This is a genomic window from Alienimonas californiensis, from assembly GCF_007743815.1.
Lineage (GTDB): Bacteria > Planctomycetota > Planctomycetia > Planctomycetales > Planctomycetaceae > Alienimonas > Alienimonas californiensis.
In genome coordinates, this window is record NZ_CP036265.1 from 4,249,664 (window position 1) to 4,274,207 (window position 24,544).

20 protein-coding genes are annotated in these 24,544 nt (G+C 70.4%); 4 read left to right on the forward strand and 16 right to left on the reverse strand.

The features are described 5' to 3' along the window. Positions 1 to 8: 8 nt before the first annotated feature. From CA12_RS16820 to CA12_RS16830, 3 genes are read right to left on the reverse strand one after another with little or no spacing between them, the layout of a single operon-like run. Entirely contained in the window at positions 9 to 1,526 is a 1,518-nt protein-coding gene (locus CA12_RS16820; protein WP_145360168.1) for a type I 3-dehydroquinate dehydratase, read from the reverse strand. A 44-nt stretch (positions 1,527 to 1,570) separates the two neighbouring features. Then, complete coding sequence (gene mutL / locus CA12_RS16825) at positions 1,571 to 3,454, reverse strand: DNA mismatch repair endonuclease MutL (protein WP_145360169.1); 1,884 nt, start codon at positions 3,452 to 3,454, stop codon at positions 1,571 to 1,573. 42 nt (positions 3,455 to 3,496) lie between these two features. Then, positions 3,497 to 4,396, reverse strand: a complete 900-nt coding sequence (locus CA12_RS16830) for a DNA topoisomerase I (RefSeq protein WP_145360170.1) — start codon at positions 4,394 to 4,396, stop codon at positions 3,497 to 3,499. 263 nt (positions 4,397 to 4,659) lie between these two features. Between CA12_RS16830 and CA12_RS16835 the strand changes: the two genes are divergently transcribed. Next, on the forward strand, positions 4,660 to 5,376 hold the full coding sequence (locus CA12_RS16835) for a site-2 protease family protein (RefSeq protein WP_145360171.1): 717 nt from the start codon (positions 4,660 to 4,662) through the stop codon (positions 5,374 to 5,376). 31 nt (positions 5,377 to 5,407) lie between these two features. Here the strand turns inward: CA12_RS16835 and CA12_RS16840 are convergent, their stop codons facing one another. The 10 genes from CA12_RS16840 to CA12_RS16885 all read right to left on the reverse strand — a co-directional run bounded on the left by CA12_RS16840 (position 5,408) and on the right by CA12_RS16885 (position 18,921). Next, entirely contained in the window at positions 5,408 to 7,948 is a 2,541-nt protein-coding gene (locus CA12_RS16840; RefSeq protein ID WP_145360172.1) for a VWA domain-containing protein, read from the reverse strand. A gap of 2 nt (positions 7,949 to 7,950) precedes the next feature. Then, complete coding sequence (locus CA12_RS16845; RefSeq protein WP_145360173.1) at positions 7,951 to 10,278, reverse strand: BatA domain-containing protein; 2,328 nt, start codon at positions 10,276 to 10,278, stop codon at positions 7,951 to 7,953. A gap of 85 nt (positions 10,279 to 10,363) precedes the next feature. Beyond that, the gene (locus CA12_RS16850) at positions 10,364 to 11,308 is read right to left on the reverse strand and encodes a DUF58 domain-containing protein (RefSeq protein ID WP_145360174.1); all 945 of its coding nucleotides are present in this window, start codon (positions 11,306 to 11,308) and stop codon (positions 10,364 to 10,366) included. Positions 11,309 to 11,389: 81 nt separating this feature from the next. Further along, positions 11,390 to 12,055: a pseudaminic acid biosynthesis-associated methylase gene (locus tag CA12_RS16855; protein WP_207622027.1), complete on the reverse strand. Its 666-nt coding sequence runs from the start codon at positions 12,053 to 12,055 to the stop codon at positions 11,390 to 11,392. 681 nt (positions 12,056 to 12,736) lie between these two features. Then, entirely contained in the window at positions 12,737 to 13,549 is an 813-nt protein-coding gene (locus tag CA12_RS16860) for a hypothetical protein (RefSeq protein ID WP_145360175.1), read from the reverse strand. A gap of 159 nt (positions 13,550 to 13,708) precedes the next feature. Beyond that, a complete protein-coding gene (locus tag CA12_RS16865; RefSeq protein ID WP_145360176.1) occupies positions 13,709 to 14,191 on the reverse strand; it encodes an LURP-one-related/scramblase family protein in 483 nt (160 codons plus the stop codon). A 96-nt stretch (positions 14,192 to 14,287) separates the two neighbouring features. Continuing rightward, positions 14,288 to 14,641: a hypothetical protein gene (locus CA12_RS16870; protein ID WP_145360177.1), complete on the reverse strand. Its 354-nt coding sequence runs from the start codon at positions 14,639 to 14,641 to the stop codon at positions 14,288 to 14,290. A gap of 319 nt (positions 14,642 to 14,960) precedes the next feature. After that, positions 14,961 to 15,626 carry a DUF4145 domain-containing protein gene (locus tag CA12_RS16875; RefSeq protein ID WP_145360178.1) on the reverse strand — a complete coding sequence of 222 codons (666 nt, stop codon included), beginning with the start codon at positions 15,624 to 15,626 and terminating at the stop codon, positions 14,961 to 14,963. 31 nt (positions 15,627 to 15,657) lie between these two features. Beyond that, entirely contained in the window at positions 15,658 to 16,725 is a 1,068-nt protein-coding gene (locus CA12_RS16880; RefSeq protein WP_145360179.1) for an AAA family ATPase, read from the reverse strand. Positions 16,726 to 16,833: 108 nt separating this feature from the next. After that, the gene (locus CA12_RS16885) at positions 16,834 to 18,921 is read right to left on the reverse strand and encodes an FAD-dependent oxidoreductase (RefSeq protein WP_145360180.1); all 2,088 of its coding nucleotides are present in this window, start codon (positions 18,919 to 18,921) and stop codon (positions 16,834 to 16,836) included. 95 nt (positions 18,922 to 19,016) lie between these two features. Here CA12_RS16885 and CA12_RS16890 point away from each other — a divergent pair, with 95 nt between their 5' ends. Further along, on the forward strand, positions 19,017 to 19,550 hold the full coding sequence (locus CA12_RS16890; protein WP_145360181.1) for a hypothetical protein: 534 nt from the start codon (positions 19,017 to 19,019) through the stop codon (positions 19,548 to 19,550). Positions 19,551 to 19,625: 75 nt separating this feature from the next. Here CA12_RS16890 and CA12_RS16895 read toward each other — a convergent pair whose 3' ends face one another. Further along, entirely contained in the window at positions 19,626 to 20,930 is a 1,305-nt protein-coding gene (locus CA12_RS16895) for an AAA family ATPase (protein WP_145360182.1), read from the reverse strand. A 106-nt stretch (positions 20,931 to 21,036) separates the two neighbouring features. Here CA12_RS16895 and larC point away from each other — a divergent pair, with 106 nt between their 5' ends. Together larC and CA12_RS16905 are read left to right on the forward strand one after the other, a co-directional pair. Further along, positions 21,037 to 22,377: a nickel pincer cofactor biosynthesis protein LarC gene (gene larC, locus CA12_RS16900; RefSeq protein ID WP_145360183.1), complete on the forward strand. Its 1,341-nt coding sequence runs from the start codon at positions 21,037 to 21,039 to the stop codon at positions 22,375 to 22,377. A 24-nt stretch (positions 22,378 to 22,401) separates the two neighbouring features. Then, positions 22,402 to 22,857: a hypothetical protein gene (locus CA12_RS16905; RefSeq protein ID WP_145360184.1), complete on the forward strand. Its 456-nt coding sequence runs from the start codon at positions 22,402 to 22,404 to the stop codon at positions 22,855 to 22,857. A gap of 30 nt (positions 22,858 to 22,887) precedes the next feature. Here CA12_RS16905 and CA12_RS16910 read toward each other — a convergent pair whose 3' ends face one another. Next, a complete protein-coding gene (locus CA12_RS16910; protein ID WP_145360185.1) occupies positions 22,888 to 23,847 on the reverse strand; it encodes a hypothetical protein in 960 nt (319 codons plus the stop codon). After that, positions 23,844 to 24,536: a DUF447 domain-containing protein gene (locus CA12_RS16915; protein WP_165700820.1), complete on the reverse strand. Its 693-nt coding sequence runs from the start codon at positions 24,534 to 24,536 to the stop codon at positions 23,844 to 23,846. Before CA12_RS16915 ends, CA12_RS16910 begins: the two co-directional genes overlap by 4 nt. Positions 24,537 to 24,544: the final 8 nt, after the last annotated feature.

The window sequence follows — 24,544 nt, forward strand, 5'->3', positions numbered from 1 at the left end:
GGGCTCGCTCACTTCGCCACCGCCATCGCCTGTTGCAGCGCCTCCCGCATCACGCCCTCCGGGGCGGGGGAGCCGGTGAACAGGGCATATTGGGCCTCCGCCTGACGGACGAACATGTCCGCCCCGCCGACGATCCGGCAGTCGCGTTCGGCGGCCTGCTTGAGGAACAGCGTGCGGTTCGGGTTGTAGATCGTGTCGAACACGATCGCCTGCGGGGGGAAGCGGTTCTCCGGCAGGGGCGATTCGTCCATCTTCGGCCACATGCCGACGGGCGTGCCGTTGACGATGATCTCAAAAATGCCCGTGCCGCGGTTCGGCCAAGTCTGGACGACGCCGCCGAACTCGTCGACCAACGCCCGGGCCTTCTTCTCCGTCCGCCCGGCGACGGTCACGGCGCAGCCGGCGCCGGTGAGGGCCGCGACGACCGCCCGGGCCACGCCGCCGCTGCCCAGGACCAGAACCTTGCGGCCCGTCAGCGTGGCGTGCTTATCGGCCCGCCGCATCTCCGCGAGCAGCGAACCGAGGGCGGCGTCGTGATCGGTGTTCGCGGCGTGCCAGACCGGGGCGCTCTCTTTGGCGCCGGTGACGGTTAATGTGTTCGCCGCCCCGATCCGACGGGCCGCGTCCGTGGCGCTGTTCTTCCCGCCGGAGGCCAACGCCAACGCGGCGGCCTTGTGCGGGATCGTGACGCTGAACCCTTCGAAGCCCATCGCCGCCAGGGCGGGCAGGGCCGTCGGGAACTCCTCCGCCGTGACCCGCACCGGGAGGTAGCATCCGTCGAAACCGGCTTCGCGGAAGGCGGCGTTGTGCAGTTGCGGAGAGAGGCTGTGTGCGACCGGATCGCCCAGGACGCCAAAGAATTGCGTCGTCTTCTTCACCCGATGAGCCCGATACGCCGTCCGCATCGTGGCGAAGTCCGGCAGGCCGGGAGCGATGGTGCGTTCGGCACTGAACGAGGCGTAGGTCCACGGCGCCCCCTTCGCACAGCACATCACTCGGCTGGCGAGGCCGAACTCGCCCATGCAGAAGGCGACCGTCGGCTTCGTCGCCGTGGCGTAGAGGCTCAGAACGCGGGCGTTGTCAGCGATCGACTCCGCGGTGGTGACGAGCTTGACCACGTCAGCGTCCGCCGCGGCGAGCTGCTTGTAGAGCTTCGCCAGTGCTTTGGCGTCCGGCGTCGCCTTCATGTCGTGGTGACTGACGACCCGCTTCGCCTTGCCGAACCGCGGCACCTTCGGGGCGACGTCCCCTTCCAGATCGACGAACTCCGGCTCAGCCAGAATTGCCTGTCGGAGGAGCGCCAGCCGGGCCTCCTCGGTGCCGCTCCACCGCCCGCCGTCTTCGCGGCGCCGGCAGGTGAGCACCACCGGGGTGGGGCGATCGGCGATCAGGGCGGCCACGTCGACCGGCCCCTTCAGCCAATCCAACCGCAGTTCGACCAGCTTGGCGCCGGCCTCGGCCAAGACGGCGTGCTCCGCCCGCATGCGGGACGGGTGGCTGCGGGCGATCGAAACGCACAGGGGCATCGGGGGAGAATCCGAGTTCGCGGAGCGGGCCGCAAGTGGAGCGATCAGCCCATCCGGCCGAACTGCCGGTCCAGATCGTCGCGGGAGAGGGTCAGGGCGGTCGGGCGCCCGTGCGGGCAGTGATGGGCGTCGTCGACGAGGTGCCGGGCGGTCAGCAGGGCGTCGATCTCCTCCGGGCTCAGCCGCTGCCCGGCCTTCACGGCGGCCTTGCAGCTCATCATGTGCAGGAGCGAATCGAGCAGGTCCCGGCGGTCCGGCGTCTTGGGGCTGTCGGCGAGGGCGTCCGCGGCGTCGGCCAGCACCGCGGCCGGGTCGGCCCGCTTGAGTAGCACCGGGAAGCCGTTCAGGAGCACCGTCGTGCCGCCGAAGTCCTCCACCTCGAACCCCAGTTCGCCCAACGTCTCCGCATGCTCCAGCACCGCGGCGTGCCGCTTGGCGTCCAGTTCGATCGACTCCGGCACCAGCAGTCGCTGGATCTCGACCCCCTCGCCCAGCACACGGCGGCGGAGCGTTTCGTACATCACCCGCTCGTGCAGCGCGTGCTGGTCGATCACCTGTAGGCCCGCGTCGGTTTCCAGCACGAGATACGTATCCAGCACCTGCATCGCCCGCGTGATTTCCGGCGGCGACCGCTTCTCGACCGGCCCCGCTTCGCCGTCGCCGCTAGGCGGCGCGCTGCGGGGTTCGCGATCGAAATCGGGTTCGAGGGCTTGCTCTGAAGTCGCGCCGCCTAACGGCGACGGCGAAGCGGGGGGAGGGGGGGAAGGGGCTGGAACCGGTTCGCTTTCGGCTTTCATCAGGGCCGCGCGGGCCCAGTCGGCGAAGCCGTCGGCGAGTTCCGCCTGAGTCTCGGGCAGGGAACGGGGCGCCGCGGAGGCGTCCGGCTCCCGGCCGTTCCGCTTCGCCGGGTCGCCGGGGAGGTGGAAGCGCTGCTCGAAGTCGCGCTTCAAAAACTCCGTCCGCAGGGTGCCGAGGAGTTGGCGATACAGGCTGGAGCTGTCCCGAAACCGCACCTCGCACTTGGTGGGGTGCACGTTCACGTCCACCGCGTCCGGCGGGGTCTCCAGAAACAGGAACGAGATCGGCTGCCGGCCGATCATCACCAGCCCGCGGTAGGCCTCGGAGAGGGCGTGTTGCAGGCTGCGGTCGGTGATCCAGCGGCCGTTGAGGAACAGGTACTGCCCCTTCCGGCTGCTCTTCGCGTCGCCGGGATGGCCGGCGAAGCCCCACAGGCGGGCGACGTCCGATTCGCTTCGCACCGGGATCAGGCGGTCGGCGATCTGCGAGCCGAAGAACGTCGCCAGCCGGTCCCGCACGTCGGCGGCCGGCGGGAGGTCGTAGACCACTTTCCCGTTGTGCCGCAGCGTGGCGTGCAGGCGGGGGTTCGCCAGGGCGACGCGGGTGAACTGCTCCGCGAGGTGGCCGAACTCCGTGGCGTGCGTCTTCAGAAACTTCCGACGGGCCGGCACGTTGAAGAACAGGTCCCGCACCTCCACCGTCGTGCCCAGCGGTCCGCCACGGGGGGTGACGGGGGTGAGCGTGCCGCCCACGGCGCTGATCTCCGCGGCGAGTTCCTGCCCCTCCGGCCGACTGCGGAACCGAAACCGGCTGACCGACGCGATGCTCGCCAGCGCCTCCCCGCGAAAGCCCATCGTGGCGACGGTGAACAGGTCCGCGGGGGTCCGCAGCTTACTGGTGGCGTGCTGGGTCAGGGCCAGCGGGAGGTCCTCCTCCGGCACGCCCTCGCCGTCGTCGGCGATGCGGATCAACTCCGTCCCGCCGGCGGCCACGTCCACCTCGATGCGAGTGGCGAGGGCGTCGAGGCTGTTCTCCAGCAGTTCCTTGGCGACCGACGCCGGGCGCTCGATCACCTCGCCGGCGGCGATCTGGTTCACCACCTCCGGGGCGAGCGGCTGGATACGGGGCAAGGGCGAGGACGGCGGACCGGGGGCGGGGCGTGAACCCGGATTCTACTCGCCGCCCCCGTGGCGGACGGGGATCGGCCCCGGCTCGGCGTCATCCACGACCGGCGGGGGCGCCGGTTCCGCGGAACGAACGGCCTGCACGGTTCCGGCCGCCGGGACGCCGGCCGCCGGGACGCCGGTCGCCGCGGCCCGCCGGGGCAACGGGCAGGACGCGCCATGCGCGAGTTCCGCCCGCAGTTCGGAGACCAGTTCCGCCCGGTCCTGAGCGACCTTCGCGTCGTAAGCGGCCAGCACGTTCGCGGCCTCTTCCCGGCTCGCCATCAGACCCATCACCAGATACTGGCTGATCGCCGCCCCGTAGCAGCACCAGCCGGCGATCCATTCGTTGCGGCGTTCCGGCGGGATGTTCCCTTCCTTGTCCACGACCCCTCCGACCACGCAGGCCAAGATCGCCAGCACCGGGCTGGAGCGGGCGAGGTGCTGGCAGACCATCCCTTTCAGATAGGCCGGCATGACCTTCCGCAAACCGAACCAGCCTTTGTCACGGCCGAAGTCCGCTTTGGTCGGCAGCTTCGGCTTGGGGTGGAGCACGGGGAACAGGGCCACGTCCGGCATCGCCTCGACCACCCCGATGGCCAGCAACAGGCGAAAGCCCAGCGAGATCCAGTCCCGCGGCTCGAATCCCAACTGTTGAAAGAGCAACTGCTCCATGTTCGCCGTGCACAACAGCAGCAGGGCGCTGGCGGCGAACCACTCCTCCAGGTCCTTTTCCAGCTCCCGGTCGAAGTGCTGCAGGCGGACGGTTTTCAGCGTCCACCGGAACAGCGGCACCGCGATCAGCCCCACCGCGAACCGGGCGCCCGGCTTGAGGGTGCGACCGACCAGCGGCCTGAGCAGCTCCGAGTTCAGGATCAGCCGCAGCGCCGTGGGAATGACCTGCCACATCGCCGCCGAGTCTCGCTGCGGTGGGGAAGGGGGAGGTGGGGGACGGGCGCCGCGCCACGGCGGGGGGAGCTACGCCGCATCCTGACCGGCCAACGGGGCCGGGACAACGTAGGATCAACGCACTCCGGCCCGGGTTGGATCACGCGGCGCCGCGGCGCCGATTGCGGGGAGAGGGAACGCCGCCCTCCCGGTTGTGCCGGGCCGGGGCGGGCCTATCGTGCCGGCCCCGATCTCTCCTCCTGAGCCAGTGAAGCGCCGCCCGCATGTTCGGACTGCCCACCCCGACGCCGCTGGACCTCCGATTCTCCCTGTTCGGGGTGCCGGTCTGGATCTCGGCGTGGCACTGGCTGGGGGCGGCTTTCTTCGGCTGGCAGTTCGTCCCGGAGGCCTTTGCCCAGGCAGGCGGGGGGACGTTCGTTTCGCACCTGATCGTCACGATCCTGTGTATCTTCCTGTCCATCCTGCTGCATGAGATGGGTCACGCCCTCATGGCCCGGGCGTTCGGGATGCAGTGGTCCATCGTCTTATTGACCTTCGGCGGGCTCGCCTACGGCCAGCGGCCGCCGCGGATTCGCTGGTGGCAGGACGTGCTGGTCGCCCTCGCCGGACCGTTCATCCAACTGCTGCTCGCGCTGGCGCTGATGGTGGGGCTCGCCGCGGTCCCGGTCTTCTTGGACGGAGGGATCGACTCCGCCCTCGCCCTGACGGCGTTGAACACCCTATTGTTCGTGAACGTCGCCTGGCCAATCCTGAACCTGCTGCCGATCTATCCGCTGGACGGCGGGCAGGTGCTCCGGGCGGTGCTGGGCCGCACGCTGCGGCGGGGGGCGGAGTTGTGGACCGTCCGAGTTGGTTTCTTCGTGGCGGTGATGGTGGGGGCGTTCCTGTACGTTCGCTTCCACGCCCTGTTCGCCGCGGTGCTGTTCGGCTTCTTGGCGATGCAGAACTTTCAGGCGATGCAGGCGTCCCGCGGCCGGTGAGCCGCTCTGGCCACAACGCCGCCCGCGGCCGTCAGGCCAGCCGGGAGAGCTTCCGCACGAGCCATTCGAAGCCGAACAGGCCGACGATCAGGAACAGCATCCACCGCACATCCCACAGGGCCCGCACGGACTCTTCGACGGTGACCGTCCGCTCCCGCGATTCGATCAGCCCCGGCAGCGTCTCGGCGGCCTCCGCCAGCGACAGGTAACGGCCGGTGCCGCCCTCGGCAAGGGCGGTCAGCGTGGGCACGTCCTGCCGCACGGTCGCCAGTTCCAACTCCGGCAGCCGGGCGGTGATCGTCGCGGTCACGTCTGCCGCCATACCGACGTCGTCGCCGTCGAGCGTCAGCGTGAAACGCCCGGCCCGCGGCGGGGTGAAGGGGGCCTCGAACCGCCCCGGCCGACCCGGGACCGGCCGCAGCGTGAGCGGGCTTCCCGGCGCCGGGAAGCCGTCCGGCCCCTCGACCGTCACCGTCACCGTGCCCGCCTCCACCGGCTCCCCGCGGGCGTCCCGCAGGCCGACGGCAATCCGCACCGGCTCGCCCACCGGCGTCTCCGGCCGGTCGATCAGGAACAGTGCCGGCTCGTCCCCCTCCGTGGCCCGGCCCTCCGCCGCGGCCCGGATCAGGTTCGTCCAGAACCGCTCGAACAGTTCCGGCCCCTGGCTCCGCAGCCGCCAGAACTCCGAGGTGCCCAGGTAGTACACCCGGCCGCCGCCGTACCGCTGATCGGCGATCAGCACGGTCGCCCCGTCGCCGGTGGTGCGGGGATCGCCGTGCAGCATTAACACGGAGGCGAGGTCCTTCGCTCCGCGGGTCGGGAAGGCTCGATAGAAGCCCTCGAACGCCGCCCAGGCGGAGACGTCCCCCGGCCGCTCCGGGTCGAGGTCCAGCACCCCGGACGCGGCGGCCGCGTCGGTCAGTTCGGGCTGCCAGGGACGGGTGCTCTCGTCGGAGGCTTCCACCAGACTCCGCGCCGCCAGCCGCACCGGGAGCAGGTTGCGGACCGGCCCGTACAACGCTTCGTCGGTCAGCTGCGGCGTGTAGACGTCGCCGGCGGCGAACACAAACCCGCCCCGCTGCCGGTCCACCCAGCGGGTGAGGTTGTCCACGCCCTCCGCCGGGATGCGGGACCAGTCGGCGTCCAGGGCCAGCACCACGTCGTAGCGGTCCGGGCTGCTCTCGGGGCGGGCCTCGCCGGGCGGGCGGAGGGGGAAGTTCTTGGGGAACTCCGCCAGCAGCACGTCGCCGTCCTGGGTGACGCCCGGCAGTTCCGCCGGATCGATCGACTGGAGCAGCACGTCCACCTCCGCGGTCGCCTGCCGGGCGAGTGCGGTCTGCAGGAAGCGGTAATCGCGGTTCGGGCCGCCGGCGATCAGCAGCACGCTGGTCGGGCGACTGCGGGCGCGGACGACGGCGGAGCGGGCGTTGTCGTCGGCGCGGGCCTCCCGCGTGGCGGGCGGCGGGGTGATCGTGACGGTGTAGCGGAAGCGGCCGGCCTCGGTCGGTTCCCGTTCGAACGTCACCTCCGCCGACTCCCCGTCGGCGGGCAGGGCGAGGGTGCGGGTCTCCAGCGTTTCGCCCGGCGTCGTCGCCGGGTCGGACTCCGCCGGCGCCCGGGTCAGGGCGACCGTTGCCGTCTGGCCCGCCAGCCCCTCGGCGGCGAGGAACGCCCGCACCTCGAAGGGGTCCTGTCGCTCGCGCTCCGGGGCGAACCGCACGTCCGTGGGGGCGGAGAGGTCCGTGACCCGCACGTCCGCCGGCCGTTCCGTCCCGCCGACGCCCACCGGGTACAGCGGCACGCCGTCCCGGGCGGCCCGGCCGACCGCGGCGTCGGCCCCGGCCCCGGCGTTCTGCCCGCCGTCGGACAGGATCACCGCCCCGGCCAGCGTCGGACCGCGGACCTGCCGCAGCGCGTCGGCGACCGCCTCGCCCAACCGGGTCTCGCGGCCGTCCGGCTCCAGACGGCCCAGTGCCGCCGCCGCCTCGCCGCCGCGGAGGGGAGCGGAGACGTCCGGCACGGCGGCGTCCAAAGCCTCGCCCTGCGGCAGTTCCGCGATCAGTTCGGCGTCGGAGTCGAACCGGAACAGCTGCACCTGATGGCGGCGGCGTAGCTCCTGGATCAGCGACGAATCGGCGAGCGTTCGGGCCACCGCCTCGGCCCGGGTCTCCTCCGCGTCGGCGCCCGCCGGGTCGGCGGGGAGCTGCATGGACTGGCTCGTATCGATCAGCACCGCGACCCGGCTGGGCCGCACGGCGGTCGTCTGGGTGCGCTCCCGCGGGTCGAGCGCCACCACGGCCAGGCAGACCAGCACGCCGATCCGCAATGCCAGCAGGCCCGCCCGCAGGATGCGGGGCAGGCGGCGGGTGTCGCGGACGTACAGCCAGACCGTCCAGGCCAGCAGCGCCGCTCCGACGCCCAGCAGCAGGCTCCAACCCAGCGGGGTGCGGGGCGGGTTCCACTCGGTCGCCGTCAGCGATTCCAGCGTCGCCCCGGAGGGCGTCGGTCCGGATTGCACGGCCTGAGCCAGCGGGGCGAGGGCCGACAGGGAGAGGGGGGCGAAGATCGTCATGGTCAGGCTCCCGCCCCGTGATAGCCGCAGCGGTAAGCCAGCAGCGATTCCGCCGCCATCAGTGCCGCCATCAGGCCGAGCAGCCACCAGCGGATCTCGCGGGATTGGTCGCCCCCGCCGACCCACGCGACGTCGCCGGCCTCCTGCACCGTGACGTTCTGCGTGCCAGAGAGAGCTTCCGTCAGCGCCGCCGGGGCGATCAGGGCCAGCCGGCTCTCGGCGGCGGGGAAGTTCAGGGCGGTCCAGCGATCGACCGGCTCCCCCTCCGCCGTCGTCAGCCGGACCTTGTAGACGCCAGGCAGATCGGTGTCCGCGTAGCGGGCCGTCAGCAGCAGTTCATCGTCGGTCACCGGGGCGCCGTCGACGCCCGGTTCGTCCTCCCGCAACCGCGGCGTCGCGGTGAGGGAGGCAGACAGGTCGTCCGGCCGTTCGATCAGCACGTCCGGCCGGAAGCGGGCCGCGTCGAGGGCGAACTCCAGCGGCTCCCCGGCGCTGCCGACGGCGTCGCCGGTGTCGATCCGGGCGGCCCACTCCTGGGCCGGGAGGTGGAACAGCGGGAAGGGCGGCGTCCGCGGCCAGTTCGTCCACTCCGCCTCCTCCTCCGAGGGAGCGACGCCGGCGGTGGTCAGGACCGTGAGAATCCGCCCCTCGCCCAGCCGGGAGGCCAACACCAGCGGGGCGCCGTTCCTCAGGGTGGCGACCGTTTCCACGCCGTCGTTGCGGGCGGCGTCGTCCCGGTTCCAGTCCCCGGGGACCGGCAGGTAGCGGTAGATCTTCACCAGATCGGCGAACAGGTTCTCGCCGAGGGTGAGGGCTTCGGTGACGGGGTGCTCCGCGAACCGCACGTCCGGCCCGGCTCCCTCCGCGGCCGGCAGGGCGACCGACGAACCGGCCAGCGGGACGGGGAACAGGCCGGCGGGGACGAGCGTCTCCGTGTAGTAGTCCGCGTCGATCTCCCCGCCGAACCAGATCAGGCCGCCGCCGTTCTCGACGTACCGCGTCAGCGGGCCGACGGCGTCCGCCGGCAGCCGCGGGACGTTCACCACGTAGATCGTCCAGAACTGAGACAGGTCCTCTTTCCGCAGCAGTTCCGTGCCGCCGATGCGCACCTCGCGGCCGGTCAGGTCCGCGTCGAACAGCAGGCTGATCCGGTTCGCCGCCTCCAGGTCGGAGGCCCCGTCCACCACGAGAATCGGCACCCGGGGCAGCACGAGCACGGGGCGGGAGAAGGCGTCGTCGTCCGGCAGGCCGTCCGCGGGGACGGAAACCGTCACCGCGTGCCGGCCGGGGTCGTCGAACTGCACGTCGAACTCCCGCACGACGGTCTGCCCCGGTTCGAGGGCGGGAATCGATTCGCCCAGCGGCAGCGGTTGACCGTCGAGGGCGGCGGAGAGTTCCAGCGGTTCCGCGGCGGTGGGCGCGTCGTTGGTGACGGCCACCCGCACCCGCAGCGGCACGCCGACCGCGGCCGTCGCGGCCCCGTATGAGACCTCCGCGACGCGGCGATTCTCCGGAGCCTCGGCCGTCAGTCGGACCAGGTTGACCTGCACCCCGTCCGCGTCCAGCCGCTCCACCGCCGCGGCGGCGTCGCCGGCGGCGCCCGCGGCGGAGTCCCCGCTAGCAGAGTCGCTCGGCGCCGGCACGTCGCCGGACGCGGCCGCGCCGCCCCAGTCGACGCCGCGGAAGTCCGAGAGTAGATGCACAACGCGTTCGCCGACGTCCGCTTCGCTGGCCAGACGCCGCTCCGCCGCGGCGAGTCCGGCCGCCGGCCGCAGACGGGCGCGGGTCGGTTCCAGGGCGTCCAGCTTTTCCGCCAGATCGGACAGGAACCCGCTGTTCACGTCCCGCCGGGCGAACAGGGCCGAATCCTGATCGGCCCGGCTGAGCAACAACACCGACAGCCGCAGCGACCCCGGCGTGCGGGCGGCCTCGGCGGCAAAGTCCCGCAGCGTGCGTTTGGCCACCTCGAACACGTCGCCTTCTTCCGCCGACGCCCGCATTGAGCCGCTGTCGTCGAGGATTACGACATGGTGGGCGACGTTCCCGTCCCGCAGCACCGACAGCGTGCTCGGGTCCAGCACCAGCCGGGCGATCAGGGCCGCCGCAGCCAGCACGAGCAGGATGCGGAGGAGCAGCAGGAGCAGTTGCTCGATCAGCACCCGCCGCCGGTTCCGCTGTTCGCTTTGGAGCAGGAACTCCATCGCCGCGAACCGCACCTTGCGGAACCGCAGGCGGTTGATGAGGTGAATGACGATCGGCACCGCCGCGCAGGCCGCCCCCGCCGCGGCGATGCCGGGGTGCAGGAAGAACGGGGCGAGGGCGTCGATCATTGTCCGTCGAGGCGAGCGTGGGGGCGTCAGCCCCCCGTGTGAGAGGGGACGAAGATAACACGGAGGGCTGACGCCCCCCGCTCGCCTACCTTCGGAGGGACTTGCGGAAGCCGAGCCGGGCGTTGATGTACCGCGACAGCGAGGCGTCGAAGGGTTCGCTGGTCCGCACGACCTGGTAGTCGATCAGGTTCGCCGCGCAGCGCTTTCGAGTCTCCTCGCAGAAGTCCTGCATCGCCTTCAGATAGCCGGCCTTCAAGCTGCGGGGATCGCAGGTGACCTCGCCGGCGTCCTCCATCCCGACGAAGCGCGTCGTGCCCTGAAAATCGAAATCCAGTTCCGCGTCGTCCAGCACGTGGAACACCAGCACGTCGTGCCCTCGGCTGCGGAGCATCCGCAGGCCGCGGTAGGTGGCGTCGCGGTCGGCGAACAGGTCGCTGAACAGCACGATCATCCCCGGCCGACGCTGCTCTTCGGCGGTGCGGGCGAGGATGCCGCCGAGATCCGTCTTGTCCGCCGGTTCGGTCGCGCCCAGCGTGCCCAACAGCGTGTTGAGGTGGGTTTTCTTTCCCCGATGCGGCACCGCGGCCCGCACCCCCTCGCCGAAGACCGTCATGCCGACGCTGTCCTGCTGTTTGAGCAGCAGATAGGCGATCGCCGCGGCTAGCGTGGCGGCGTAGTCCGCCTTCGTCATCGGCCCGCTGCCGTACGACATGCTCTCCGAGCCGTCGACCAGCAGGGTCGTGCGGAGGTTCGTGTCCTCCTCGAACAGCTTGACGTAGTAGCGGTCCGTCTTGCTCCAGACCTTCCAGTCGATGTGGCGGGCCTCGTCGCCAGGAACGTACTCGCGGTGCTGGCTGAACTCGACGCTCTGCCCGAAGTAGGGGCTGCGGTGTAGGCCGTCCATCACCCCCTCGACGACGCTGCGGGCCCGCACCTCCAGCTTGCCGATGCGGGCCAGCGCCTGCGGGCTGAGATGGGCGCGGCCCCCGGGCGGACCGGTGTGGCGGGAGGCGAGCGATGCGTCGGCCATGGGGTTCCCTTGTTGCGCCGTCATCTTACCCGTCCCGTCCGCCCCGCGTCCCAAACCGATCTGACGCAGGGGGCGAATGCGTCAGCGGGCGACCTTCTCCAAGAGGAACCAGGTCGTATCGTCCCGCGGATAGACGGGGTCGCGGCGGTAGACGAATTCGTAGTCGACCAGACGCAGATCGTCGAACCGGTCCAGCAGATCGCCGGCGAAGTCCCGCTTGAACAACTTCCCGGTATGCCCCCTATAGCTGATCTCGACCGGGCTGGGGTTGTAGTACTCGCAGACCATCAGGTACCGCGCGGAGGCGCGGTGCATCAGGTCGTAAATGTGGGGCAGAACGTCCGGCGCCTGATGGATCAACACGCCGCAGGTGAAGACGAGATCGAACGTGCCGGCGGGCTCGTAGTCGAGCAGCGATCCCAGCGAGATCTCTGCATGCGGGAAAGCCTCCCGGGCGGCGCGGGCGGCTTTTTCGTTGATCTCGACCGCCGAGAGCTTGATCCCGGGGCGGAGGAGTCGGAGGGCCTGCAGGTTCGCCCCGACGTTACAGCCCAGTTCGAGCGCAGAGGTCACGCCCGGCGCCCGCCGCAGCGTGGCGGCCCAATGCGCGAGGTTCCCCGCCAGCAGCGTCTCCGCGGCGTTGCGGTCGACGTAGGCATCACCGAATTCGCCCCGCCAGAACGACTCCTGCTCCATTCCGGCCCTGCCGACCGCGGCCGGGCCGTCGTTCTCCTGACTACCAGACATTGAAGGCGAACCTTTGTGCGTAGGGATTGAATCCGGAGACCGTACCGCCGCTCGACCCGCCGTTCCACCGGCGAGAGACAGCCGTGAAGACGCCGCGCCCCGGCCCTCGGCGTTCCAGGCCCGCCCCCAACTGCCGTCTTCCCGCTCCGGTCGACGTTGACGACCGCAGCGCTCGCGTGATCGTCGTCGCCTCGGCAGAGGCAGCGCCTTTGACCGGCTCTGTATGAGCCGAAGTCTGCCTTCTTCTGCTCTGGGGGATTGGCCAGAGGGTTTCTGCCACGTTTCCGGGCTGAGAGATCGTGTTCAAGGAGATTCGTGGAGGCGGTGACGGCGACGCCCGCCGGGAAGTCACTTTGAGGTGGGGGGCGACCCGCTGTGCGTCGCCCGCGGGCCGGCTCACGCCGTACGCTGGCGCCAGACTCAGAAGGCCGATGGCAGCGAAGTCCGTAGTGCCCCAGCGGTGCCGGCAGGCTCTCCGCGTCCCGCCGCGACCGGCAGATCAGCGGGTCCAGCGACGTGTCCCACGCCCACATCCCGTGCGCCGCGCTGAGGGGAGGGCGCCGCAGGGGCATTGTCATGCGGGCGGCTGCCGGCATGCGATACGAACGACCTGCCAACGCTACCGCCGGGAGGGGGCGCCCTTGACATGTCTCGGAATGCCCCGAGATGGTTGGTCCAGCGTCACGCCACGCGGCGGCGGGCAGGGAGCGGGATCAGTCGGAAGGTCGGCCCGGCGCCGAGGTAGCCGCCCAGAACCGCCGCCAGCATCGACAGCAGGGTGCCGGCGAAGGTCAGCCAGGTGACGGTGGCGGTCGCGTCGACGATCTCCTCCGCGGTCTGGCTCGCCTCCCGCTCGAGCTCGCCGGAATTGACGGCGCTTCCCGCGGAGTTCGCCGCCTCCCGGGCCCGGGTCTCGGCGGCGGCGGTGAGTTGGTCGATCTGGGCCTGCTCAAACCCGGCTCGCTGAGCCACACTCCTGAGATCGGCCAGGTTGACGTTCGCGGCCGCGTCGGCCGGGACGGCGTCGACGACGGTTCCCACCGCGGCGCCGCCGGCCGTCGCGACGCCGACCATCGCGTTGAATCCCGCCCGCACGCCGCTGGCCATCAGCCAGAGCAACATCGCGAACACCGCGGCCCAGACGAGCGCCCCGTACACGGCCCCCTCCACTTTGCTTTCCCCCACGGTGAACTCGCTGGCGAGGTATCCGCCGGCGAAGAGGCACAGCGCTGTGACCACGATCGCCCAGATCGCCGCCCCGGTGCCGAGGGTATCCGCGTCCGTGTCCGGTCCGACCGACAGCCCGATCGCCGCGCCCAGCAGGGTCAGCAGGAAGTAGAGGGCCAGTGCCAGCACGGCCCCGGCGAGGATCGCCCCCCAACTGACGCGGCTGCGGACCGGCAGTACGTCGTCGACGCCCACGTCGGGCAGACGGTCGCGGTCGTGATCGCGGTCGCGGTTGGCGACGGGGGTGACGGCGGCGTCGGTGGACATGGGAGGCGCTCCAGTTGGAACGGCCGCGAACGCGCCGCGGCCGGGGGACGAACAATGACGTGCGGCATACTGACGCCGGCACCCTCGTCGCATCCCCCGCAAGTCGCCGCCCTCCGCCATAGGGGAACCCATGCCGAAGGCCGCCCGCGGGCTCGACGCCTAATTCTCGTCGTGGCTGACTTGGTCGATCACCACCACGACCGCCAACAGCAGCACGGCGTCCTCGCCGTCGGCGACGTCCACGCCGTAGCTGTCCGTCAGGGAGAAGAACTTCTTGGAGACCGTCGCCACCGTCCGCCCGTCCCGGGTGAGGGCGTAGTCGCGGTCGAAGAAGTCGCCGGTCGCGTCCAGATCGCCGGGGGCGGCGTCTTCTACGTCAAACACCTCCCGGAAGAGGGTGAACGGCTTCTTCGTCACCGTGGCGACGACCGCGTCGCCCTGGACGATGCGATAGGTCGTCTTCAGCGAGAGGATCTTCTGTTCGATCCGCACCAGCTCGTTGCCGTCCATATCCTGGAACGACAGCTTGTCGCCGATCGAAAACGCCGCCCCGTCCACGAAGAAGCGGTCGGCGCCGGTCTCGTCTTGGATGGTGAAGTCGTCCCCGAAGGCGAGGAGCTTTTGACGGAGCTGAAACTTCATCGGGGCGTGCGGTGAGAGCGGGGAGGTCGTGAAACGAGAGCGCCCCGGCCGGCGGGCGCGTCGGCCGGGGCGCTGCGATGGAGTGGCGGGGGCCGCTCAGCTGCCGTAGTCGTATTCGTAGGCGTGACGGATGTGCCGGCGGTCGGCGTCGTAGTCGCCCTCGTATTCCTTGCGCAGCTTGGAATCGAGGTCGTCGTTCCAGGACGGATAGGTCGAGGTGTACCGACGGTTGGCCGTGTGGCCGAAGCGGAAGGCCTGCTCGCGGTTCTCGAAGGCGTCGTCGGAACCGGTCATCTGCTTGACGGTGTCGTCGACGTCCTGATCCATGTCGCGGGCCGTGTCGGAGCCGAAATCGGCCTTCGTCTGCTCCCAGTCGTTGGCGAACGCTTTCTTCACGCGTTCCCAGGCGGAGAGATCGTCTTTGGTGTGATAGGGGGTGGCGGTCGCCATCGTTGAGCGTCTTCTGAATAAGGAAGGGGCGACCCGTCGAACGCGGGCCGGACGCTCAGCATTTCACCGTCAGTTCCCCCCGCCCCGTCAGAAGCGATTGCCGCACGCGGGCATGGGACGATCGCCGGGGGCCGGCCCAGAACCGGCTCGCGTGGCTGGGGCAGAAGCGCAGGCGAGCGAAGCGAAACCGAGAGGATGCCCCAGGAGGGACGGTGTGCGACTGCCGGGTGGGAACCTCCCACGTCACTGGTTCTGGGGCATCCGTTCCCTCCGCTTCGCTCCGGTCACTCCTGCCCCAGCCACCCAGCCGTATGTATTCTCATTTTCGGGGCGGGATAGCGGCTCGCATGGCAGCCGTATTCGGTGCAACCACATAGATTGACTGGATGATGCCCTCTGAAATATCCAGTAGGTTCATCAAGTCAGGACGAGGAGGCGTATAGCCTCGGTGCATGGAAGCGTGTCCCGCCTCGAGAGCGGAATCCAGAAAATCTCGCTGCGTTTCGGTAACGTGCCCAGCGGCGGCAAATGCGGTCAAATTTCCTTTGAAACTTCCTTTGTCCGAGACTTGGTCAATCATTACGTGCTCGAGCAGAGCCCTAATGCCCATCGCTGCGAGGTTAAACGCCTCGGCATGGATCGCCCAGTAGACCTGTCTCAAGAGCGTGCCTATCGATTTGTCGGTAGGGTGCTCCTGCTCAAAATCTCTTAGCCAGTGGGGCAGTTTTCTAAGGGCCGCCGGCGGCATATATTTGTAGGTCGGAATCAGCTCGCCAGTTTCGTAGTCCCGCTCCTCAGTGCATGTGTCGGCAATCCTCATTGCAACATGATCGCAACCACTGCACTGAATCAGCGAGTACTCCGTACCGCCAGACATGCCTGCTTCGTCACTGTGCCACGATGTTTTGACTGTGCCGAACTTCAGATGATTTCGATCGCCGCCACACTCGCTGCAGTGTGCGGTCAACCGGCGCGGCTCATTCATTTGACTTGACTATTTAGGCCAGAGTGTCGATTTACGCCGCCTTCTGAAACACCCCCGCGAAGCGCGGGTCGCTGGTCAGTTTGCCTTCAGCCTGCGGCGTCTCTTCGACGAGGCGGGCGACGACGCGGTCGGTGGTGACGCCGTCGCTCTCGGCGGCGAAGTTGCAGACGATGCGGTGCCGCAGCACCGGAGCCGCCAGGGAGGCGATGTCCTCCGTGGACACGTGCGTGCGGCCGGCGAGCAGGGCCTTGGCTTTGCCGCCGAGCAACAGCATCTGCACGGCCCGGGGGCCGGCGCCCCAGCTGAGCCATTCCTTGGCGAACTCCGGGGCGCCCGGCTCGCTGATGCGGGTCTGGCGGACCAGGGCGAGGGCGTATTCGATCACGTGATCGCTCGCCGGAACCTGCCGGACGAGCTGTTGGAGTTCCACGATTTCCGGGCCGGAGAGGACCGGGTCGATCTCGTCCTTGCTCACGCCGGTGGTGGCGCGGGCGATCTGCTTCTCCTCCTCGAACGTCGGGTAGCCGACGTAGACCTTGAACATGAACCGGTCCTGCTGGGCCTCCGGCAGCAGGTAGGTGCCCTCCTGCTCGATCGGGTTCTGGGTCGCCAGGACGAAGAAGGGGTCCGGCAGGGCGTGCCGCTTCTGGCCGACGGAGACCTGCCGTTCCTGCATCGCTTCCAGCAGGGCCGCCTGGGTCTTGGGCGGGGTGCGGTTGATCTCGTCCGCCAGCACCACGTTGTGGAACAGCGGGCCGTTGAGGAACCGGAACTCCCGGTCGCCGGTGTCCCGGTTCTGCTGGAGCACGTCCGTCCCGGTGATGTCCGCCGGCATCAGGTCCGGGGTGAACTGGATGCGGGCGAAGCTCATCGAGAGCGTCCGCGCCAGCGTGGAGATCATCAGCGTCTTCGCCAGCCCCGGCACCCCTTCCAGCAGGCAGTGCCCGCGGCTGAACAGGGCAATCAGCAGCTGATCGACGACCTCCTCCTGCCCGACGATGACCCGGCCGATCTGGGTCTTGATGTCGTTGAAGGCGGCCCCGACCCGCTCGATCGCGCGTTGGGGGTCGTCTTCCAACTGGATGTCCGGGGCGTTCATCAGGGCGGCTCGTAACGGCGGGGCGGGTCGCGGGGGACTGGCACAGCATTGGCGGCGGTCCGTCGCTTCGCCAGTCCCCCGCGTCGCCGCGGCCGATGGGCCGTGCCCTCAGTCCCTGACCGGCGCCAACCAGACCGCGTCGGCGATCGTGTAGCCCTTGCGGCCGGCTTCGATCCGCACGGTCACGGTGGAGCCGGGCTTCACGGTGATGCCGTCCAGCGTCCGCCAGGCGCCCTCGCCGCCCTGGACAGTTTGGTCGATCGCGGTGCCGGCGGTCTCCCGTTGGACGCCGTCGTCCACGGTGATGAACGCGGAGCGGGTGCGATTCGTATGCGGCGAGGCGCCGACCCGCAGCACGTACTCTCCTTCCTCCGGCACCTTGAGGGTGAAGGTGGCGCTGGGCGGCTCGCCCTTGCCGTCCCACTCCACGGCCCGATACCCGCGGTCGACGTAGGGGCCGATCGAGGCGCTGCGTTCCCATTCGCCGGTGAACTTCGCGTCCTCGTCGTCCGCGACCACGCCCTTCAACGACTTGGACTCCACCTGGTTCACACTGCCGCCGCCGGTCCATTCGAGGACTTGCTCGTCGGCCAGCAGACGTTCGCGGAGGGCGGCGTAGTCCACCTCCTGCACGGGGATGTCCTGCTCGGCGGCCATCACCGCGGCGGTCGCGGCGCTCTGGCCGAGGACCATGAAGACCGGTTCCATGCGGATCGAGCCGTAGGCGATGTGCGAGGCGGACATCGCCACCGGGACCAGCAGGTTCGTGGCCTCTTCCCGCTTCGGCACGATGGAGCCGTAGCCGATCGGGTAGGGGGGGAAGCCGCCCTGCTGGACGTCGCCCTCGTTCTGCACGTGGCCGTTCTCGTCGATGAAGCGCCAGACGTTGTGGGAGTCCATCGTGTAGGCGGCGAGGCCGACGGGGTCTTCCGCCACGTCCTTGCTGAGGCAGTCGGCCTGGGTCATCACCCGCTGGCCGATCATCCGGCGGGCTTCGCGGATGTAGAGCTGCGGCGGCCAGCCGCCGGTCGCCTCGAACTCGTCCTTCGGCAGGCCCCAGGAGGAGAAGTAGCCGCGAATCGACTCCGGCACGCGCGGGTGGTTCGCCAGGGACCACATCAGGCCCTTCTGGTAATGCTCGTGGGCGGCGATGATGGCCGCCCGCTCCTCGTCGGTGGCCTCGGGATAATCGTGGTTCTGGCCGATCCAGTCGGTGGAGACGGCGTGATTGTTGTTCGAGTCCGTCTTGCGGTTCGGCATCATCACCGGGTTCCACGGCTTGCGGAGGTCGCCGGCTTCGAAGTTGCGGAACAGCAGTTCGTACAGGCTTTCGTCGTAACCGTCCGGCTTCGGCCAGGGGAGGCGGTTGGAGGCGACGTCCGTGGCGCACAACCGGAAGCAGTAGGCCTGCACGCCGTCGTCGCCGGAGCCGGCGGGCGGCAGCGGCTCGGACCGCACCTGCGGCAGGATGCCGGAGGAGGGATCGCCGGGCGTGACGTAGGGATCGACCGGCTTCACGAAGCGGTGATTTTTATAGTTCAGCGCCGGCCGCACGCCGTTGTAGCTCTCGCCGTAGACAGATTCGCCCTCGCGGCCGACGTGGTAGCTCACGCCGGCGGCGGCCATCAGGTCGCCCTCGTAGGTGGCGTCGATGAACATCTCGCCGCGGACGGTCCGGCCGTCCTTCAGTCGGATCGCGGCGATGCGGCCGTCCCGCATCGTGACGCCGCCCTCGCTCCGGTCGAGCGGGGCCTCCATCAGCGGCTTGACGCCGACCTCGGCCAACATCTGCTTGTAGATGTTCATGGCGACGTGCGGCTCGAACGTCCAGAACGGCTCCGGGTCGTTCGGGTCGAGGTCGCCCGAGTTCCGCCGGCTGCCGTACTGCTCCGGCTTCTGATGGACCCAGTTTTTGTCCTGGGCGTAGTGCCTGCCGACGGCGGTGTAGAACTCGCGGGAGATGCCGCCGATCGCCGCTTTGTTGCCGATGTCCGTGGCCCCCAGCCCGCCGGTCGTCAGTCCGCCGAGGTGCGAGGAGGGTTCGATCAGGGTGACGGATTTACCCATCCGGCGGACCTGCACCGCGGCGGCGACGCCGCCGCTGGTGCCCCCGTAGATGACCACGTCCGCGGGCGGCGGATCGGCGGCGGCCCCGGGCGAGGCAAGGGCGGCGAGTAGAACGACGGACGTGAGCATGTGGGATCTCCGGGCGAGGACGCGTCGATCATGGCCAATCCGACCCATCTCCCGCCACCGTTGCGATTTCCGACCCAGACCGGACACTGCGGCCCATGTGGGACGCCCGGCCGGAAGAACTGAAAACCGAATGGACCGGCCGCGCCGTGGCGGTGCGGGCGGCGGCCGCCGTGGGATCGCTGGCCCGGTTCCGGGGCCGCACCGGCCGGGTGCGGACGGTCAACATGAACGGCCGGGCCCTCGTTCAGTTCGACGGGGCGGACGAAACGTGGTTCGACCTCGACCCGGCGGCGCTGGAGCCGGTCACGGAGACCCCGGAAACGCCCCCGCCGGTGCGGGCCGCCGTCGGTGAGGAGCCGAAGGGCGCCCCGGCGCCGGGAGCCCTCGACAACCCCCCCGCCAAGATGCGACCCGAGACCCCCGCTCAGGCGAAGGCCGAGGGCGGGAAGAAACTGTCGGTCCTGGAACTGGCCCGTCAGCAGGACGCCGCGCGGAAGGCCTCGCCCCCGCCGACGGCCGCCGCCGAACCGCCGACCGCGAAGCCGGCCCAGCCCGAGGCCGGCAAGAAGAAGTTGTCCGTGCTGGAGCTGGCCCGTCAGCAGGGAGCGGCGGGGCAGAAAGACCAATGACCAAGAATTAATGAACCAAACTCGGGTTTCAGATCCTTGGTTCTTGATCTCTTGTCTCTTGGAATTTCATCCCCCTCACAGATCGGCGAAGTAGTTCCTTACCGCGACGGCGAACGCCTCCGTCGTGGCGACCGGCGGCAGGCCCTCGAAGGCCGCCCGGCGTTTCACCTGGAGGAGCAGATCCCGCGGATGGCAGAACCGCAGCGGGCGGTCGACGTTCAAAAAGTGTTCCGTCACCAGCGCCTCTGCGGCGCCGGCGTCGAGCGTCAGCCCCAGCGTCGGGGCGAGGGCGTGCAGGATCGAGCGGAACTCCGCCGGCGACGGGTCGCCCACCCGCACCTTGAAGGGGATGCGGCGGAGGAACGCCTCGTCTACCAGATCGGCGGGCCGCAGGTTCGTGGCGAAGACCGTCAACAGATCGAACGGCACCCTCGCCTTCTTCCCGCCGGGGGTGTTGAGGAAGTCGTAGCCGCGTTCCAGCGGCACGATCCAGCGGTTCAGCAGGCCGTCGGGGTCAATCCGCTGGCGGCCGAAGTCGTCCACCACGAGCGTGCCGCCGTTCGCTTTCAACTGGACCGGGGCCTCCATCACGCCGCTGACGGGGTTCATCGACAGTTCGAGGTGCTCCAGGGTCAACTCCCCGCCGACCAGCACCGTCGGCCGGCGGATGCGGACCCAGCGGTCGTCATATGCCGGCGGCTTGCCGTCGAAGGGCAGTTCCTCGTGCACGGCGGCGTCGAACAGGCGGACCGTCTCGCCGCCGATCCGCACGGCCCGGGGGATCCAGAGTTCCTCGCCGTAGGCCCGGGTGAGGCGTTCGGCGATCGTCGTTTTGCCGTTGCCCGGATCGCCGTGGAGGAACAACGCCCCCACGCTGCCGAGCGCGGCGCCGAGCTGGCTGAACGTCTCCGCGGAGATTTGCAGTCCCTCCAGCGCCGCCCGCAGGCGGTCGCGGCTGATCGTCTGTTTGCGGAGCGTCTGAGCTTCCACGCTGGCGACGTACTGCTCCAGCGGGGCGGGGGCGCAGCCGTCGTACCGGCAGCGGTCGTGGGCGCGGGAGGCCCGTTCAAGGCCGGCGTCGGTCAGTTCGTGCAGGTAGTCGTCCGGCCCGGCGTTGCGGCGGTAGGTGACAAGGTTCGCCTTCTTCAACTCCCGCAGGTAGCCGGCGATCAGCCCGCCCGGCAGACGGATACGGCGGGCGACGTCGCGGCCGCTGGTCGCCCCGCGGTTCAGCAGGATTTTGAGGACCAGCGCCTCGATCTCCGCCAGCGGCAGCCCGGTCGCTTCGAGGCTTTCCGGCCGCTCCGGGAAGTAACCGGACGAGGATTCCGCGGTCGCCCTGGGCGGGGCGGGGGGCGGCGATTCGAGGGCGGCGGGCACGGGCGGGTCCTGTGGAGTCTTTGGAACCTAGGTCGCCGCGGGGCCGCCGGCTTGCGGTTTCGCCGCCGCCGATCACCCTTGGCGCCCCGCCCCCGAAACAATCGCCATGAAGCTCGCTCATCTGGACCTCCCCACCGGCATCGCCGGGGACATGACCCTCGCCGCCCTGCTGGACGCCGGCGTCGACGAGGCCGCCGTGCGGGCCGCGATCGACTCGCTGGGGCTGGAAGGGGTCGAACTCCACTGCGAGGAGGTGGTGAAGTTTGGCTTCCGGGCGAAGAACGTGCGGGTGACGCACCCCCCGCAGCACGCCCACCGCGGGTTGAAGGAGATCACCGCGATCCTCGACCGGGGCAAGCTGACCCCCACCGCCCGCGATCTGGCGGACCGCCTGTTTCATGCCGTCGCCGTCGCCGAGGCCCGCGTGCACGGCAGCACGCCGGAGGCGATTCACTTCCACGAGGTGGGGGCGATCGATTCCATCGTGGACATCGTCGGCTGCGCCGTGGCGTTCGATCTGTTGGGGGCGGATCGGATCACCTGCTCGGCCGTGCCGACGGGGCGGGGGCGGGTGAAGATCGCCCACGGCGTCTGTCCCGTACCGGCGCCGGCGACGGCGGAACTGCTGAAGGGCGTGCCGCTGGACGCGGTGCCGGTCGACGCCGAACTGACCACCCCCACCGGGGCGGCGATCGTGGCGGTGTTAGTCGACGGCTTCGGCGATCTACCGGCGATGACAGTGCACGAGGTGGGTCTCGGGGCTGGAGATCTGGACCTGCCCGACCGGGCGAACCTGCTGCGGTTGTTCGTGGGCACCGCGGAGGACGCCCCCCGCGGGTTCGGCGCCGATCGTGTGTTCCTGCTGGAAACGAATCTCGACGACGAAACGCCGGAGACGATCGCCCATGCCAGCGCCAAGCTGTTCGAGGCCGGGGCCGTCGACGTGTTCGCCCTGCCGGCGACGATGAAAAAGGGCCGCAGCGGCGTCGTGCTGAGCGTCCTCTGCCCGCCGGCGCGGCGGGAGGCCTGCGAAACCGTGCTCTTCGCGGAGACCGCCACCTTCGGCGTGCGGCGACGGCTGCTGGACCGCACGACGCGGCCCCGGCGGGAAGCGGCGGTCGAGACGGCGTTCGGTTCTGTGCAGGGGAAGGTCGGTCCGAAGCCGGGCGGGGGGGAACTGTTCTCGCCCGAGTTCGACGCCTGTGCGAAGATCGCCGCCGATCGCCGCGTCCCCCTGCGGGACGTGTACCGGGCGGCGGAGGCGGCCTTCTTCGCCGCCCCCCCGCCGACGCCCGCCGCCGCGAGCCCCGGCCACGGGCACGATCACAGCCACGGGCACGATCATTCCCACGATCACAGCCACGGGCACGATCACTCCCATGACCATAGTCACGGGCTTGATCACGGCAGCGATCATGATCACAGCCACGACCATACGCACGGCTGAACCCCTTCCGGCCTCAGGCGACCCATGCTCGTTCCGCCGACGCTTCCCCCGCTGGCCATCGATCCGGCCAGTCTGCTGGCGCCGCTGGGCATTGCGGTGCTGACCGTCACGCTGCTGCGGCGCTACCGGCTGAAAACGACGTTGGGAAAGAGTGCTCGTCCGGCCGATCCGATCACGACCGTGCGGGACGCCGTGCGGGAGTCGGGCGGGGCGTGGGAACTGCGGCTGCACGACGCCGGCCGGGCCGCGGAGGCGTCGCTGCACACCCGGGCCGCCGAACTGGACGCCCTGACGGAACGGGCCGAGAGCGCCGCGGAGCGGTTGCGCCTCGTCGCGCCGCCGGCGGAGGAGTCGCCCGTCACCCTGCCGATCGGGGAGGAACGGGTCCGCCGGCATCTCCGCCAGGCCGGCTACGACGACCGGCAGATTGACGTGATCCTCAGCCGCGACGGTGAGGGCGAGCGGGAACGGGCCGCCTGACCGGCAGCGTTCGCGGTTCGTGCAGGACGCTCAGCGTTCCTGAAAGGTCGCGCCGCGGTTGCGGGTGGCGGTGACGAGCACCTTCACCGCGTCGCCCAGCAGGGACCGCACGCGGCGGGCCTCCGCTTCCGCCATCTCCGCGGAGCCGAACACGCTGCACGCCACGGGGCCCCAACTCGATTGAGCCGGCGCCGGCAGGTTGCGGTCCTTGCGGTCGGCGGCCCACTCCCGCACCGCCGGGGAGACGAACACGCCGCCCTGCAACGGGGCGAAGTGCTTGCCGACCCGCATGCCGTAGTCGCCGAGGATGCGGGCGAACAACACCGCGTTCGGCGGTCGCTCGCCCAGGCCGGCGGCCAGGGGGAGGCTCTGGAGGATCATGCGGCGGAGGCCTCCGCTGAAGGGGCGGGACATCGGCGGCATCCGTCGCAGCGCCGCGGCTTCCTGCTCGCCGCTCACGCCGCCGCCCTCAGTCGGGATTACGATCACCCAACGCCACTCCGCCGGCAGGGAGACGCAGCGGACCGCTGTGCCCGACGCCGCTCCGAGGGCTCCCAGCGGGTCCAGCAGCATGCCGCCGGAGAGAAACCCCGCCGCCCCCAACCGGCTGCGGTTGGCCCGACCGAGCCGCTCGAACAGCGGCCCCGCGATCGGGTCCGCTTCGCCCAGCAGGCGGGCCGTCGCCGTCGCCGCGGCCAGGGCGATCTGCGTGCCGGAGCCCAGCCCGGAATGTGCCGGCGGGCAGGTGAGCAGTTCCGCCCGCAGCGGCCGGTCGCCGGCGATCGTCGTCACGGCGGCTCGCAGGCGTTCCAGCTCTCCGTCCGGGGCGGTGAACTCCGCGTCGCCGTCCGTCGCGGAGACCATCACCCGGGTGACCGGGGCCTCCACGGTCACGCCGGCACCGCTCCACTCCGGCGCCAGGGAGCACAATCCGAAGTGCAGCCGGGCGCCGGCCGTGACGGTGACGGATTGGCGGGCGAACGGCGTCATCGGCGGGGGGCGGGGCGACGGGGGGCGGCCGCCTGGTCGGCGGCGGGCGGCTCGTCGTTGGCGGGCGCCTCGTCGGCGGCGGGGCGGCGGGCGATCTCCGCCACGAGGTCCTGCCAAACGGCGGCGTCGCGGGGGGAGCCAGTTTTTGTCACGAGGGGGGCGACATCCGCGAGGCGGCGGTCGAGCTCCGCCCGCGGCAGGAGGAAGGTGCGGGTGGCGAGAATCGCCCCCTCAACGAGGGCGAACGCCGCCCGGTTCAACCCCGCTCCCTCCCGGACCCGACCGCGGTTTCGCACGTTCGCCGTCAGTTCGTAGAGCCCCCGGGCATCCGGGCCGACCGTCTCCGTCACGTCGAAATCGACCCAGCGGCAGCAATCGACCAGCCGCACGCCGCGGCCGTCCGGCAGCGGTTCGGTCGGGGCCGCGGCGTCGCCGAGGGCGGCGCGGACGATCAGGGCGGCGTCATCGGTCACGTGCCACACCCCCCGCCGCGTCGCCAGCAGGTTGGCGCAGGTGGTCGAGCCGGCGAACGGTCGCAGGGTGAAGCGGTCTCCGCCCCGATCGCCCTGTTCGCCGGGCCAGAGCGTCCCCAGCGGGGCCAGGTTTGCCCGGCCCCGGTCGTCGACGGTCGTCGCCAATCCTTCGAAGATCACGCCAGTCAGCGTGCCGGCGGCGGACCGGGATGCCAACCCAGCCG